Here is a 14,854-nt window from a genome sequence, read left to right as displayed (position 1 = left end):
CATTGGAGCTTATTGGATTTGCGGGCGCAATGCTCAGAAGAGGACGCAGAGCATCCAGAACGGCATACCCACGCGGAGCATGGGTACGATAGTGTTTGCCGGACACCTCGCGCGCCACCCGTACAGCGATCTCCCTGACGACTATCGTTCCTCACGCTCCAGCGTGGGAACGCCGTTCGTGACGCTCTGCGTCACACATCTGTGCCGCGCCGCACATTCAAGATCGGACGCGGAGCGTCCAGAACGGCATGCGACGCGGAGCGTCGCACGATAGTTGGAGGAAGGAGCGTCAGTGGGTCAGAACGCAGGCAGTACCGCGCCGTCGTACTTCTTGTTGATGAAGTCTTTCACTTCCTGGCTGGTCAACGCTTTCGACAGTTTCTCGATCGCATCGGTGTGGGCGTTGTCTTCGCGGGTCACGAGGTAGTTCACGTAAGGCGAATCCGAACCTTCGATGATCAAGGCATCTTTTGTCGGCTTTAGCGGAGGCTTGGCTTCCAGTGCGTAATTGGTGTTGATCAGGGCAAGGTCAACCTGGCTAAGGGCGCGTGGGAGCAATGCCGATTCCAGCTCGCGGAATTTGAAGTTGTGCGGATTGCTTGCGATGTCTTTCACAGTGGACAAGGCATTGGTGTTGTCTTTGAGAGTGATCAGTTTATTTTTGTCCAGCAGGATCAACGCACGCCCGGCGTTGCTGCCTTCGTTCGGAATGGCAATGGTTGCGCCTTCAGGCAGATCTTCCACGCTCTTGTACTTTTTCGAGTAGCCGCCAAACGGTTCGACGTGCACACCAACGCCGGTTACCAGGTTGGTGCCTTTACCCTTGTTGAAGCCATCGAGGTAAGGCTTGGTCTGGAAGTAGTTGGCGTCCAGACGCTTTTCGCTCAACTGGACGTTAGGCTGTACGTAGTCAGTGAAGACCTTGATTTCCAGGTCCACACCTTCCTTGGCCAGCGTCGGCTGGATCAGTTTGAGGATTTCCGCATGCGGTACGGGCGTCGCGCCGACGACCAGCTTTTCACCTGCGTGAGCCAGGCCAATGGAGAACACAGCCGCCAGAGCGGTCAGCAAAAACGTCTTTTTCATGCAATGTCCTTAACGAAATCCGAGAGCGTCATCCAGAAATGACACCTTATTATTCAATGGTTTGTCACAGCTATCCGAACCCTGCGACATCATGCTGACATTACCGGTGTTTTATATTCCGATAAAATACTTTTTAATCGAGTGCTTATGCTTTTTTGCATCAGGATCTACTGTAACTCATCGAGACCGCGCTGGGGCGCGCTCAAGCGGGACGCCGCGCCAGCTCCGAGGTGACTGTTTCAAGCAATTGCCTGAGCGCGGAAAGCTGCCTGCGATCACCACCATCGAGCAATACCTGCGTCTGGCGCTCGATCAGCGTCAACGGATCGGCGATGTCCGGCAGATTGATATCGTGTGCGCGAATTTCATCACCGCTGCTGACCAGCAAGGCAAAGTGAATGACGTTCTCCAGCTCACGGGTATTGCCGGGCCAGCTGTGCGCCTCCAGCGTGCGCTGCGCGTCCTCACTGATCAGTTGCACCGGCAGGTTCAGGCGCTGGCTGTAGATCCCCACAAAATATTCGGCCAACGGCAGGATGTTGCCCGGCTGCTCACGCAACGCAGGCAGATCAAGGCGGCCCTCGCTCAGGTAATGATAAAGCCGCTCGTGGAATTTCCCGGCGGCCACGGCCTGGGCCAGATCGATACTGGTGGCGGCGACCAGACGCACATCGACCGGGCTCGGCTGCTGCGCGCCCACTCGCGTGACTTCGTGATTTTCAAGGGCCGCGAGCAGCTTGACCTGGATCGGCAACGGCAGGTCGCCGATCTCGTCCAGGTACAAGGTGCCGCCATTGGCCGAACCGAACCAGCCTGCGCGGCTGCTGACCGTTCCACTGTGGGCTCCGGCGGCATAGCCGAACAATTCGGCGTCGGCATAGGTCGGGCTGATGGCACCGCAGTTCACTGAAACGAACAAGCCCGAGCGATCGCTGCCGCGATGAATATGCCGGGCCAGCAACTCCTTGCCGGTCCCGGACTCGCCACGGATCAGTACCGGTAGAGAACGAGGAGCCAGTTGCTCCATTTCTTCACGCAACCGGCGCGAGCGTGGATCGATAAACACCAGCGCCTTGGCGCGAATGCTCAGTGGGCTTTTTTCCGCATCGGGAAAGGTCAGCAGCGGCTGGCCGAAGTTTTCGTGAAGGCTCATGACACACTCCCGCCTGAGCCCTTGCGATGGCTCAAGCGTTTAAAAAGACGGGACCCGGTGAGTCCGATAAACAGGCTGCCCGGTCATGCGCGACGACGCGCGTGTTGCTCCAGACGGTTTTGCAGGCGATACAGGTAGGCGAAGCCCTGCTCCCAGCGTTGATGGCCGGACTTGACGTTGATATGCCCGGCCTGACTCAGAAAACCTAGCTCGGCACCCCAATGACGCGCCATCTCCATGGCCCGCTGGGAGCTGACCGCAGGGTCGTTGTCAGAGCTGACGATCTGCGTCGGAAACGGCAACAGGTCAGTAGGGATCGGTGCGAAATTACGCAACGCAGGCGGGCAATTCGGACGATCGACGTCGGCCGGTGCCACCAGCAGTGCGCCCTGCACCTGACGCAAGGTTTCCAGCGGCGCGAGTCGGGCCCAGTGCGCGACGGTGACGCAACCCAGGCTATGCGCGATCAGGATCACTGGCGTGTCGTGCGCGGCGATCGTGCGTTGCAACTCACCCACCCAGTCTTCACGACGCGGCTTGAGCCAGTCGGCCTGCTCCACGCGCGTGCTGTTGGGCAGGCTGTTCTGCCAGTGGGTCTGCCAATGATCATCAGGAGACCCTTGCCAGCCTGGCACGATCAGATACCGGATCGACTCGTTATGCATGGATTCGCCTCCTGCATGTATGCGTTCATGAGACGAGTATAGGGATGGAAGGGGTATTCGCTAAGGAATAAGAAGCTATTTATTAATTCCCAAAACGAATATCAACTGACAGGCAAAAAAAGAGGCCACTCCCTGCCTTCGAGGAACGGCCTCTAATAAAAATCACTTTCAGGGCAAAGACTATCCGCACTTCGTTACAGGATTACGACGACCTCAGGTTGCCGGGACAGTACGCGGGCCCTGCTCGCCCGCAGTCAGCGGTACTGGCTCGTCGTGCTGCGGGATTTCACGGGCAACGTTCCACACCACAATCGCAGCGACGATATCGAAGATCGCCAGCACCACGAACAGCGGGCTGTAGCCGATTTTGGTGACCATAACGCCGAAGACCATGGTGAATGCCGCCGCCCCGAAAAAGCCGAACATTCCGCCCATCCCGGTCGCGGTGGCCACCTCGTTTTTACCGAATGAATCCGAGGTGATCGAATACAGCGCGCCCGACAGGGTCTGGTGGGCAAAGCCGCCGATGCACAGCAAGGCGATGGCGGTGTAGGGACTCTCGACCAGCCCGATGCACGCTGGCCCGATCATGCAGGAGCAGCCAAACAGCATGACCATCTTGCGCGAGGTGAACAGCGACACCTTGCAGTACTTGTGGAACAACGGACTGAGGTAGCCGCCGAGTACGCAGCCGATGTCAGCCGCCAGAAACGGCAGCCAGGCGAACATCGCGACTTCCTTGATATTCATGTGACGCTCGGTCATCAGGTACAGCGGGATCCACGCATTGAAGGTCTGCCAGGCAGGCTCGGAGAGGATTCGCGCCGAGGCAATCGCGTAGAAATTACGGTTTTTGAACAGTCGCTTCCAACTGCCTTTCTGGGCAGGTGCGTCCTTCAGACGCGCTTCCTGGCCGCTGAGGATGTAGTCACGTTCGGCATCGCCAAGACGCTTCTGATCGCGCGGGTGCTTGTACAGCAGCAGCCACAGGCCGCTCCACACAATGCCCAGACCGCCGACAATCAGGAACGCCAGCTCCCAGCCACTCTGCAGAATGGCCCAGACCACCAGCGGCGGCGCCAGCAATGCGCCGAACGACGAACCGATGTTGAACCAGCCGATGGCGACCGAGCGCTCTTTGGCCGGAAACCATTCGGTGGTCGCCTTGACGCCTGCCGGCAGCCCTGCGGCTTCGGTCAGGCCGAGCATGCCGCGGAAGATCGCCAGACTCTGCCAGCCGGTTGCGAATGCTGCGGCAGCGCAGGCGGCAGACCAGGCGATGGCGAAAATCGCAAAGCCCATCTTGGTGCCGATCAAATCGATGATGTAGCCCGCCACGGGCTGCATGATGGCGTAGCACAATTGCCAGGCGACCACGATGTGCGCGTACTGCTCGGTGGAAATGCTCAGCTCGCTCATGAGCGTCGGTGCTGCGACGGACAGCGTGTTGCGTGCCAGGTAGTTGACGACCAGGCCGGCCGTGACCAGCCCCACCATCCACCACCGAATGCCTTTTATCTTCATCTCTTCACCCTGTTTATTTTTAGATTGGCGATGAGCGTCCCGCGGCCAAGGCCGTGAGGCGGCTGGTTTTATGTAACTTCAGATTACGGTTTCTTCAGAAGACTTTTAGGCGCTTTCTGCCGACGATCATGCGTAAAAACGGGTTTTTCGCACGAGGAGCATGCCTTTATGGCCTGAGAATTCAGACTGATCATGAGGTTGTTACTCTTTGAATTATTTTTGTGGTTGTAATTTTCTTCAAGTCTTATGTTGTCGTACAACATGATGCACTTATAGTCATTTGCCATTCCAGTGTCAAATGACAGAAACGCTCTGACCTGCATGAGGGATGGGTTAGCGCGGCGTTGAGAGTGGGAGGTGCGCTTTAGCGTTATACGATGACTGCATAATCGGCGTCTGCTCATAGCTCGTTTCGGCCTATAGAGCGTCGCTCAGTGGTGACAGCGAGGCCTATTTTCTGCGTAACGGCAAGAAACGCATCCTGGCACTTGCACAACTGTCACAAATGCTCTCATTCTTGAAGGCGGCTTCAGGCAAGGGAAATGCCCGGTGAGACCTTATCGGCACGGGCCTGACGCTGAAGTCACCTCATGTCAGGAAGAGGCGTGTGCATGCCCGAGCCAAGCAGTCTCGCCAGCTGGACCCCCGCTCTGCGCAAGCAGCTCACTGCCCTGGGTATGGACAGCGATGCGTTGTGCCAGAGCGCGGGTATTGAACTGAACAGGCTGAGTGAGCCCGGTGCGCAGTTCTCGCCGGACGTCACCGCCACGCTCTGGCAACATGCAGTCCAGGCCAGCCTTGACCCGGCTCTGGGTCTACGTGTTTCACGCTTCGTCAGCCCCACAGCGTTTCATGCGCTGGGCTACACACTGGTGGCCAGCGGTTCGCTGCGTGAAGTTTTCGAGCGCATCGTACGTTACCGCTCGATGGCCGAGGACTCTCTGGAGCTGGACTTCAGAACAGTCGGCGAGCGTTATGAATTCCGCTTCGGTACACCACCCTCCTGCCAGTCACCGGTTCATGAACTGCTCGATGCATTTGCCGCCATTTACGTGCGCACCTGCCGCAATCGGCTCGGCCGGGGCTATGCGCCGCTCGCCGTGCACCTGCAGCGTCCCGCACCCGAGGACCCGCGGCCCTGGCACGACCTGTTTCGCTCGCCGGTCATGTTTGCGGCGCATGAGAACTTGCTGGAGTTTGGCGGTGATCAATTCGACAGCCATCTGGATGACGGCCCGGTACAGCTGAACGGTCAGGAATCCCAAGGGGATCCGTTACCGTCACTGATTTGGGAGCAACGCGTACGCTCGGCCATCGAGACCCTGCTGCCGGACGGCGAGCCCACCGTCAGAAGCATTGCCGAAGCCCTGCACCTGAGCCCGCGCAACCTGCAGCGCCATCTGGCCGACGAGGGCTGCTGCTATGACCTGCTGCTCAATCAGTGCCGCCAGAACCTGGCGCTTTTGCATATGAACGATCAGCAAAGCTCGCTGAGCGAAATCGCCTACCTGCTGGGTTTTTCCGACACCGACTGCCTGAGCCGCGCCTTCAAACGCTGGACCGGGCTGACACCGGAACAATACCGCAGCGCCGTGGTGCGTTGATGGAGGACACACCATCGTGCCCATGCTCAGCGTCCACTCTTGATCAAGCGGCGCAGCGCAGATGTGTGACGCGGAGCGTCACGAAGAGCATTCCCACGCTGGAGCGTGAGGAACGATCGGTGTCTGGAGGATCGCGAGCGTAACGTGCCCGCAAGAACACCATCGTACCCATGCTCCGCGTGGGTATGCCGTTCTGGACGCTCTGCGTCCTCTCCTGATTATGTGACGCAGAGCGTCACGACAGGCATTCCCACGCTGGAGCGTGCGGAACGATAGTGCTCTCAAGAACACCGTCGCGCCTGTGCTCCGCGTGGGTAGGCATTGGCTTCTAGCGTGCTTCGATCCGCGCCAGCTCGGGCAGGTCCCCAGACAAACCCAGCGCTTCGCGGACGAACAGCGCTTTGGCTTCGGGCATGCGGTTGACCATTTTCAGGCCGGTGTTGCGCAACCAGCGCAAGGGCAGCGGGTCGGCCTGGAACAGGCGTTCGAAGCCTTCCATCGCGGCCATCAGCGCGAGGTTGTGCGGCATACGGCGGCGCTCGTAGCGGCCCAGCACACGCAGGTCAGACCAGCGCTCGCCACGCTTTGCAGCATGGGTCAGCACTTCAGCCAGCACTGCGGCGTCGAGGAAACCGAGGTTCACGCCCTGCCCGGCCAGCGGGTGAATGGTGTGTGCCGCATCGCCAATCAGTGCCAATCCTCCGGCAACGTAACGCTTGGCGTGACGTTGACGCAGCGGCACGCACAGGCGGCTATCGGCAGACAGCACCTGGCCCAGTCGTCCTTCAAATGCCTGCTCCAGTTCGCGGCAGAACAGGTCATCCTCCAGCACCATCAGGCGCTCGGCTTCGGCAGGTGTGACTGACCAGACAATGGAGCACCAGTGCTCGCCCTCGCGCTCCAGCGGTAGAAAGGCCAGCGGCCCGTCATCGGTGAAACGCTGCCAGGCGGTTTTTCTGTGGGGGTCGGCGGTGCGCACACTGGTGACGATAGCGTGATGCAGGTAATCCCATTCACGCGTCGGCGTTTCGGTCAGGCGGCGCACAGCGGAATTGGCACCATCGGCGGCCACCACCAGCGGTGCGCGCAGTTGACGACCATCGGCCAGAGTCAGCAGCCAGTCATCGCCGGAGTGACGCATCTGTTCAAGCCGCGCATTGGCCAGCAGGCCGATGTCGCTGGCATGCAGACGGTCAAGCAGCGCGTCCTGCACCACACGATTCTCGATGATGTGCCCCAGCACGTCGGCATGCACACTGGAGGCCGAGAAGTGAATCTGCCCGGTGCCGCTGCCATCCCAGACCTGCATGTGCGCATACGGGCTGACGCGGCGCGCAGCGATGCCGTCCCATACGCCCAGCCGCTGGAGGATTCGCTGGCTGGCCGCCGACAGGGCGCTGACCCGCGGTTCGAAGCTCGACTGTTGATCAAACGGTTCGACGCTCAGCGGTCCACCGTCGACCACCAGCACATCAAGGCCGCTGCCCTGCAATGCCAAGGCAAGGGCACTGCCGACCATTCCGGCTCCGACAATCAGCACATCTGCGCGCGTTTCCATGGTCAAACCGTTCTCGCTTGCGGCCGAAGCCCAGTGTTTAAAGTGTGTGATTCACACATCGGATCGAGTCCCCAAACCCATGGCCTGGCGGGCAAACCAGCGCTTGGCGGCAGGCAGCAGGTCCAGCCCGAGCAACCCGACGTTACGCCCGGTGGCAACCGCCGACCGGGAGCTGCCGAACAGGCGTGTCACCTTGTCGGAGAAGCCCACGGTCAATTGCTGATCCTGGCGCTGACGCTCACGGTAGAGCTGCAGCGTCGGCAGCTCGCCGGGCGGCGCGTCGCTGTCCAGCAGCGTCTCGGCCAGTGCATCGGCGTCGCGCAAGGACAGGTTGAACCCCTGCCCGGCGACCGGATGCAGGCTGTGCGCCGCGTTGCCCAGAATCACCAGATGCGAGCGCACCTGCTCTTCGGCTTCGATCAGTGCCAAGGGGTAGACATGCCGAGCACCGACCTGACGCAGCGTGCCCAGGCGATAGCCAAACACGCCCTGCAGCTCTTCCAGAAAACTGCGGTCGTCCAGCTCGGCCAGACGCTGGGTATCGTTGCCCGGACGTGTCCAGACCAGCGCACAGCGGTTATCCGGCAATGGCAGCAGCGCCATCGGCCCGTCCTCGGTAAAACGTTCGAACGCCTGACCACAGTGAGCTTCGCTCGGTGTGATATTGGCAATCAGCGCATGCTGGTCGTAGGGCCGTTGCCGCACCCCGATACCCAACTGCTCGCGCAGGCTGGAACGGCCGCCGTCGGCCAGCACCGCCAGGTCGCAGTCCAGCTCGCTGTCGTCACTCAGGCTCAGGCGATAACCATCGGCCAATGGCTGCATGTGTTTGACCTCGGCCGGCACACGCCAACTGACCACATCACGATCCAGCCCGGCCCACAGAGCCTGACCGAGCCAGGCGTTTTCGACCACATAGCCGAGCGCCAGAACGCCCTCTTCGAGCGCAGACAGGCGAGTGGCGCCGAAGCGACCACGGTCCGACACCTGGATTTGCAGGATCGGCTCGGCGCGTCGGGAAATCTGCTGCCACAGGCCAAGCCGCTCATAGATGCGTCGCGAGCCGAACGACAGTGCCGAAGAACGCGCATCGTAGCTGGGCTGCCAGGCTTCACCCGGCGCGAAGGGTTCGATGAGCACGATTTTCCAGCCGCGTGCCTTGGCACCAGCCTGCAGCGACAGCGCAAGGCTTGCACCGACCAGTCCGCCGCCGACGATGGCGATATTGAAGCGGCTCATGCGACCTGTTCCTGTGCAGCCGCCATCAGCGCCTCGATCTCGGCGACGGTCTTGGGCACGCCGCCGGACAGAATTTCACACCCCTGCCTGGTCACAACCACGTCATCCTCGATTCGCACACCAATACCTCGCCATTTCTTCGCGACTTCCAGATTGTCGGGGGATATGTAAATCCCGGGTTCAACGGTCAGCGTCATGCCGACCTCCAGTACGCGCCACTCGCCGCCGACCTTGTATTCGCCGACGTCGTGCACATCCATGCCCAGCCAATGCCCGGCACGGTGCATGTAAAACATTTTGTAGGCCTCGCTTTCGATCAGCTCGCCAACGTCGCCGCGCAGCAGGCCCAGTTCGACCAGCCCGGCGGTAATCACCTTGACCGTCGCCTCGTGTGCCTGGTTCCAGTGCTTGTCGGGGCCAATGGCCTCGAAGGCCGCATGCTGGGCCTTGAGCACCAACTCGTAAATGGCTTTCTGCTCGGGGGAAAACCTGCCGTTCACCGGAAAGGTGCGGGTGATGTCGCTGGCATAGCAGTCGATTTCGCAGCCGGCGTCGATCAACACCAGATCACCGTCCCTGAGCACCGCGTCGTTCTGCTGGTAATGCAGAATGCAACCGTTGCGCCCCGAAGCGACGATCGAGCCGTAGGCAGGCATCTTCGAACCGCCCTTGCGGAACTCGTAGTCCAGCTCGGCCTCCAGGCTGAATTCATGCAGCCCCGCGCGGCAAGCCTGCATCGCGCGCACATGGGACCGCGCGGAAATATCCGCCGCGCAACGCATGACCTTGATTTCCGCAGCGGACTTGTACAGGCGCATGTCGTGCAGCAGGTGGTCCAGCGCCACGAATTCCTTGGGCGGCTGGGCACCGAGGTGCGCCTTGGAGCGAATCACGTTGATCCAGTCCATCAGGTGCCGGTCGAACTCGGGATTGCTGCCCATCGCCGAATACACCCGATCCCGGCCTTCGATCAGGCCGGGCAGGATTTCGTCGATGTCATTGATGGGGAACGCATCGTCCGCACCGTACTCGCGGATTGCGCCTTCCTGTCCTGCACGCAGGCCCTCCCACAGCTCGCGCTCGGGATTGCGCTCGCGGCAGAACAATACGTACTCGCCGTATTCACGACCGGGGATCAGCACCACCACCGCTTCCGGTTCGGGAAAGCCACTCAGGTACTGAAAGTCGCTGTCCTGCCGGTAGACGTGCTCGACGTCACGATTGCGAATGGCAACCGCAGCGGCAGGCAGGATGGCAATGCTGTCCGGCTCCATCTGAGCCATCAGAGCCTTGCGGCGGCGGGCGTACTCGGACTTCGGGATCTGAATCATGGGCAGCAGGCGTCCTGATGGAGTCCACCGGCTCGCGCTGTGGCACGCGCAGGCCGGTGTCGCAGTGATCGGCTATCAGTGCAGTGAAGGCTTGGGTTGCGGCGCGGACGGCTCGTTGAATTCAGTGAACAGCAGCAGCGGCGCTACGCGCATGTACTCCATGACTTCCATGTAGTCGGTTTCGCCGTCTTCGGACTCTTCCAGCGCGTCCTGAACCTGGGCAATCGCCGCCAGATCCTCCAGAACCGCCTTGGCTTCAGTGCCCAGCGGCTTGTCGCCAATGCCCAGACCGAAACCTGACAGAAAGCCCTGACACCATTGGCCCAGCGCAGCAGCACGCTCGGTCAGCGGCTCGTCGTCGCCCGGCAGCAACAGCACGACGGTCATGTCGTCGCCGGTGAGCTCGCCCTTGACCATCTCTTGCAAGCCGACGAGCGCCTGACGGATATTGTCTTGCGGCTCGGTCTCGAGCAGGACCGACGCGTCGGCGAACCAGCCTTCGTTGTCGAAACCGGCACCTGCGCAACTGCGCCCCAACAATAGGCCATGCAGCTCGGCAGGAGATACCTGGTGACCGCCACTGTTGAGCAGAGTGGCGAACGCTTTGTACGGAGAATTCTGAATGGGCATGGGTAGCTAGTCGCCAAACGGCGCAATGTCTAGAATGAAGGCCTTGTATCCTAGACTATCCGCGCGACAAGATCACCCGGACGGCGGTTCGAGCTTGAGCACAAGCATCGCTCCCCCTGCCATTCATCAGAAAGTATTCAGTGGAAAACAATGGAAGACACCGACCTGCAAGCGCTGATGAAACGTGTGGAGCTGCTCCTGAAGTATGCCGAGCAACTTAAAGGCCAAAACGCACTCTTATTAGCTCAGGAAAAGACCTGGCGCGAGGAACGTGCCCAACTGATTGAAAAAAACGAAATCGCCCGGCAGAAGGTCGAGTCAATGATTTCGCGCCTTAAAGCCCTGGAGCAAGACTCATGAGCAATGGCAACAGCGTTACCGTTCAGATCCTGGACAAGGAATATTCGATCATCTGCCCTCAGGAAGAGCGCACCAACCTGGTCAGCGCCGCCCGCTACCTGGATGGCAAGATGCGTGAGATCCGCAGCAGCGGCAAAGTCATCGGTGCCGATCGCATCGCCGTGATGGCTGCCCTGAACATCACTCACGACCTGCTGCACAAGGAACATCTGCCTGACGTACAGACCAGCGGTTCGACCCGCGAACAGGTCCGCGATCTGCTCGACAAGGTCGATCTGGTGCTGGCGACAGACACGCCCGGCACACCGGATTCAACTCGGGGCTGATTATTGCGGGGCATTTCTGTATACTCGCGCTGCTCCCTGGAGTGCTTGCCAGTCGGTCATGTCCCTGAGCCGATACGCACAACCACGGGGGTTGCACGTTGGGGTTGGTGTGCATGTCCGCTCGACGGAAAGCCTTAAAACCTCCTGCAATCTCCACCTTGAACTTTCGGGTTCAAGGGCTAAACCGACAGCGGTTCGTCGGGGAGTCCATATTCAGTTCGTTGCCAGCCCTGTTGTCTGGCAACGACAACCCCGCTCCGGCTTCAACCTCCTTTCCGGATCAGCCTGCATGACCTTCTGCTCATGATCAGCGCCCAATCACTTACCCGTCCGCAATTGCGCCGCCAGCTACGCAAGGCACGCAAAGCCCTGAGTCAAAGCCAGCAACGCGAAGCCGCACGGGATATTTATCGTCAATTGGCGCAGCACCCGCTGTTTCGACGTGCCCGGCATGTTTCGCTGTACCTGCCGATGGATGGCGAAATCGATCCGCAGCTGTTGCTGCGCGAAGCCCAGCGCCGCGGCAAGGCAACCTATCTGCCGGTGCTCAACGCATGGCCGCGCACCCGCATGGTTTTTCAGCGCGTACGCCCCGGCGAGACATTCATCCCCAACCGTTTCCGCATCCCCGAGCCGCGCATCGACCGGGCAAAGCAACGCTCTATCTGGGCGCTCGACCTGATCCTGATGCCGTTGGTGGGTTTCGATGATGAAGGCGGTCGCCTGGGCATGGGCGGAGGTTTCTACGACCGCAGCCTGGCGTACCTGGCGCGCAGAAAGACCTGGCGCAAACCGGTGTTACTGGGGCTGGCTCACGAGTGTCAGAAAGTCGATCGACTGGCGCAGGCCAGTTGGGATGTACCGCTGCAAGGCACGGTATCGGATAAAGGCTGGTATGTGACGCAGACACTCTGATCGTTCAGCCAACAAGGCCATCAACGATCAGAGTACAAGCAGGGCTCAATGCCTGCCGGGGACTTTTTGCTGCTGCTGTGTGATCTCGACTGGAGCATCATCCTTGGTGGACCACAAGCTCTGTGCATAACCGGTTGTCACGACACCCAAGCCAAACAGAATAACCAGAATCCAGAGTAAATCAGGCTTGCGCTTCATTGACTGCCCTCCTTAGGCAAATCAATACGATGTCAGCATCGGCTTTGTGGAGGCCGCTGCAACAGCGTGGAACTTTAAAGGGCGGCATTTTGCGGTAACGTGAACCAGTACGCAAATAGTGGCGCGAACCGATTGTCGGTTTGTCATCAAACTGTTCGTCATACCGTGAACCTTTTGTCTGTGGAGTGAGCACAATGGCCTATTGGCTGATGAAGTCCGAGCCTGATGAATTCTCGATCAGCGACCTGCAACGACTGGGCAACGCTCGCTGGGACGGGGTGCGCAACTATCAGGCGCGTAATTTTCTGAGAGCCATGGCAGAGGGCGACGCGTTCTTTTTCTATCACTCCAGTTGCCCGGAGCCGGGCATCGCCGGCATCGGCAAAATCGCCAGATCAGCCTACCCGGACCCCACCGCACTGGACCCCGAGAGCCACTATCACGACGCCAAGGCCACGGAGGAAAAGAATCCGTGGAGTGCCATCGACGTCGAGTTCGTGGAGACCTTCAAGCGCGTACTGGGGCTGGGTTATCTCAAGCAACAAAGTCAGCTGGAGCAACTGCCTCTGGTACAGAAAGGCAGCCGGCTCTCGGTCATGCCGGTGACCGCCGAACAATGGGCGGCGATCCTGGCATTGCGCTGACGGACGTTATTGAACGATGAAGTTATTGAACAGCAAGTCTTCGACAATCGGCTTGCCTTCTTCATCGTTCATGACGCGCTGAACCTGCTTGAGCGCTTCCTGACGAATGTTTTCCTTCGCTTCGGCGCTGCTCATGGAATCGACGGTCTGTTGAGTGAACAGCGACACCAGTTGATTGCGGATCAGTGCATCATTGCGCTTCACGGCAGCCTCGGCGTCGGCACCGGTTACACGCAAGGCAATGTCGGCCTTGTAGACACGCAGCTTGGGGCCGCCATCGAGCGCGTAGTTACCCACGAACGGAGGCGTCAGCGAGACATACGCCGCTTTCGGGGCACCTCCTTCTTCCTTGGCTTCCTCTTGCGCCATGACAGGCAATGACAAGGCCAGCAACATCAGAATCCACGCTTTCACAGTCCACTCCTTAATACGGTTTGCCACGTAGCTTACAGCTTATGTGTGCTTATCAGGCAGGGCCATGCTTGTTGACCCGGGAACCCGCTTAACTGACTTTATCGGCCATTACCGGAAAAGGAATAGCCCGATGAAAGCCCTGTTATGCAAAGCCTTCGGTCCTGCCAGCACACTGGTACTCGAAGACGTCCCCGGCCCCGCGATCAAAAAGAACGAAATTCTGCTCGACGTGCACGCCGCCGGGGTCAACTTTCCCGACACCTTGATCATCGAGGGTAAATACCAGTTCAAGCCGCCCTTCCCGTTCTCACCGGGTGGTGAGGCCGCAGGCGTGATAGCCGCCGTCGGGGAAAACGTCAGCCACCTGAAACCCGGCGACCGCGTCATGGCCCTCACCGGCTGGGGCAGCTTTGCCGAGCAGGTCGCCGTTCCCCACTACAACGTGCTGCCGATTCCACTGGGCATGGACTTCACCACGGCGGCCGCATTCAGCATGACCTACGGCACCTCCATGCACGCCCTCACACAACGCGCGCACCTGCAACCCGGCGAAACCCTGCTGGTACTCGGCGCATCCGGCGGCGTCGGCCTGGCCGCCGTGGAAATCGGCAAAGCCCTCGGCGCCCGCGTCATCGCCGCCGCCAGCAGCGTAGAAAAACTCGAAGTCGCTAGAAACGCAGGCGCGGACGAACTGATCAACTACAGCGAAATCAGCCTCAAGGACGAAATCAAACGCCTCACCCAAGGCAACGGCGCCGACGTGATCTACGACCCGGTCGGCGGCGACCTTTTCGACCAGGCCATCCGCAGCATCGCCTGGAACGGCCGCCTGCTGGTCGTCGGCTTCGCCAGCGGCCGCATTCCGGAACTGCCCGTCAACCTCACCCTGCTCAAGGGCGCTTCGGTGGTCGGCGTGTTCTGGGGCTCGTTTGCCCAGCGACAACCGCAGGACAATGCGGCGAACTTCAAGCAGCTGTTTGCGTGGTTTGAAGAAGGGAAATTGAAGCCACTGGTGTCGACGGTTTATCCGCTGGAAAGGGCTGGGGAGGCGATTGATTTGTTGGGGGGACGGAGGGCTGTGGGGAAGGTGGTGATCGCCTTAAGCGCTGATCTCATAAAATCATCCCACTAGCCAGAAACACGAGCTTATTAATAAATATGTATATCACTGGCACTTAGGAATTAAAACAACATAGCCATACAGATA

The 14,854-nt window shown here is 59.9% G+C and carries 16 protein-coding genes and 1 other RNA gene; 7 read left to right on the top strand and 10 right to left on the bottom strand.

What is annotated here, in order from left to right:
• Positions 1 to 297 precede the first annotated feature (297 nt).
• The 4 genes from GE543_RS21990 to GE543_RS21975 form a co-directional block, all read right to left on the bottom strand.
• Positions 298 to 1,086: a MetQ/NlpA family ABC transporter substrate-binding protein gene (locus GE543_RS21990; RefSeq protein ID WP_003414156.1), complete on the bottom strand. Its 789-nt coding sequence runs from the start codon at positions 1,084 to 1,086 to the stop codon at positions 298 to 300.
• A gap of 202 nt (positions 1,087 to 1,288) precedes the next feature.
• The gene (locus GE543_RS21985; RefSeq protein ID WP_153222365.1) at positions 1,289 to 2,239 is read right to left on the bottom strand and encodes a sigma 54-interacting transcriptional regulator; all 951 of its coding nucleotides are present in this window, start codon (positions 2,237 to 2,239) and stop codon (positions 1,289 to 1,291) included.
• Between the two features lie 83 nt (positions 2,240 to 2,322).
• Positions 2,323 to 2,904, bottom strand: coding sequence for an alpha/beta hydrolase (locus tag GE543_RS21980; protein WP_003317322.1), 582 nt, complete (start codon positions 2,902 to 2,904; stop codon positions 2,323 to 2,325).
• A 213-nt stretch (positions 2,905 to 3,117) separates the two neighbouring features.
• Positions 3,118 to 4,401: an MFS transporter gene (locus GE543_RS21975; protein WP_003414152.1), complete on the bottom strand. Its 1,284-nt coding sequence runs from the start codon at positions 4,399 to 4,401 to the stop codon at positions 3,118 to 3,120.
• A gap of 638 nt (positions 4,402 to 5,039) precedes the next feature.
• Between GE543_RS21975 and GE543_RS21970 the strand changes: the two genes are divergently transcribed.
• Positions 5,040 to 6,032, top strand: coding sequence for an AraC family transcriptional regulator (locus GE543_RS21970; RefSeq protein WP_103697395.1), 993 nt, complete (start codon positions 5,040 to 5,042; stop codon positions 6,030 to 6,032).
• Between the two features lie 328 nt (positions 6,033 to 6,360).
• Here the strand turns inward: GE543_RS21970 and GE543_RS21960 are convergent, their stop codons facing one another.
• From GE543_RS21960 to GE543_RS21945, 4 genes are all read right to left on the bottom strand, one after another.
• Entirely contained in the window at positions 6,361 to 7,590 is a 1,230-nt protein-coding gene (locus GE543_RS21960; protein WP_046270670.1) for a 2-octaprenyl-3-methyl-6-methoxy-1,4-benzoquinol hydroxylase, read from the bottom strand.
• Between the two features lie 51 nt (positions 7,591 to 7,641).
• On the bottom strand, positions 7,642 to 8,829 hold the full coding sequence (gene ubiH / locus GE543_RS21955) for a 2-octaprenyl-6-methoxyphenyl hydroxylase (protein WP_153222364.1): 1,188 nt from the start codon (positions 8,827 to 8,829) through the stop codon (positions 7,642 to 7,644).
• Complete coding sequence (gene pepP / locus GE543_RS21950; RefSeq protein ID WP_046271740.1) at positions 8,826 to 10,160, bottom strand: Xaa-Pro aminopeptidase; 1,335 nt, start codon at positions 10,158 to 10,160, stop codon at positions 8,826 to 8,828. The genes ubiH and pepP overlap by 4 nt, the downstream gene beginning before the upstream one ends.
• Positions 10,161 to 10,235: 75 nt before the next feature.
• Complete coding sequence (locus GE543_RS21945; RefSeq protein WP_004409109.1) at positions 10,236 to 10,790, bottom strand: YecA family protein; 555 nt, start codon at positions 10,788 to 10,790, stop codon at positions 10,236 to 10,238.
• Positions 10,791 to 10,940: 150 nt separating this feature from the next.
• Between GE543_RS21945 and GE543_RS21940 the strand changes: the two genes are divergently transcribed.
• The 4 genes from GE543_RS21940 to GE543_RS21925 all read left to right on the top strand — a co-directional run bounded on the left by GE543_RS21940 (position 10,941) and on the right by GE543_RS21925 (position 12,391).
• Positions 10,941 to 11,150 (top strand): TIGR02449 family protein, encoded by a 210-nt coding sequence (locus tag GE543_RS21940; protein ID WP_002551573.1) that lies wholly within the window; start codon positions 10,941 to 10,943, stop codon positions 11,148 to 11,150.
• Positions 11,147 to 11,476 (top strand): cell division protein ZapA, encoded by a 330-nt coding sequence (locus GE543_RS21935; protein WP_003317331.1) that lies wholly within the window; start codon positions 11,147 to 11,149, stop codon positions 11,474 to 11,476. The genes GE543_RS21940 and GE543_RS21935 overlap by 4 nt, the downstream gene beginning before the upstream one ends.
• 30 nt (positions 11,477 to 11,506) lie before the next feature.
• Positions 11,507 to 11,685, top strand: a non-coding RNA gene (gene ssrS, locus GE543_RS21930) — 6S RNA.
• A 94-nt stretch (positions 11,686 to 11,779) separates the two neighbouring features.
• Entirely contained in the window at positions 11,780 to 12,391 is a 612-nt protein-coding gene (locus GE543_RS21925; protein WP_153222363.1) for a 5-formyltetrahydrofolate cyclo-ligase, read from the top strand.
• 45 nt (positions 12,392 to 12,436) lie between these two features.
• Here the strand turns inward: GE543_RS21925 and GE543_RS21920 are convergent, their stop codons facing one another.
• The gene (locus tag GE543_RS21920; RefSeq protein ID WP_003317333.1) at positions 12,437 to 12,589 is read right to left on the bottom strand and encodes a hypothetical protein; all 153 of its coding nucleotides are present in this window, start codon (positions 12,587 to 12,589) and stop codon (positions 12,437 to 12,439) included.
• Between the two features lie 194 nt (positions 12,590 to 12,783).
• Between GE543_RS21920 and GE543_RS21915 the strand changes: the two genes are divergently transcribed.
• Complete coding sequence (locus GE543_RS21915) at positions 12,784 to 13,233, top strand: EVE domain-containing protein (protein WP_003414138.1); 450 nt, start codon at positions 12,784 to 12,786, stop codon at positions 13,231 to 13,233.
• A gap of 6 nt (positions 13,234 to 13,239) precedes the next feature.
• On the opposite strand, the gene GE543_RS21910 is transcribed toward GE543_RS21915, so the two are convergent.
• Positions 13,240 to 13,647 carry a flagellar basal body-associated protein FliL gene (locus GE543_RS21910; RefSeq protein WP_046237315.1) on the bottom strand — a complete coding sequence of 136 codons (408 nt, stop codon included), beginning with the start codon at positions 13,645 to 13,647 and terminating at the stop codon, positions 13,240 to 13,242.
• A 130-nt stretch (positions 13,648 to 13,777) separates the two neighbouring features.
• Here GE543_RS21910 and GE543_RS21905 point away from each other — a divergent pair, with 130 nt between their 5' ends.
• Positions 13,778 to 14,779, top strand: coding sequence for an NADPH:quinone oxidoreductase family protein (locus GE543_RS21905; protein ID WP_153222398.1), 1,002 nt, complete (start codon positions 13,778 to 13,780; stop codon positions 14,777 to 14,779).
• Positions 14,780 to 14,854: the final 75 nt, after the last annotated feature.

It is taken from the genome of Pseudomonas sp. SZ57 (assembly GCF_009495975.1).
Lineage (GTDB): Bacteria > Pseudomonadota > Gammaproteobacteria > Pseudomonadales > Pseudomonadaceae > Aquipseudomonas > Aquipseudomonas syringae.
This window is presented reverse-complemented; position numbering and strand designations above follow the sequence as displayed.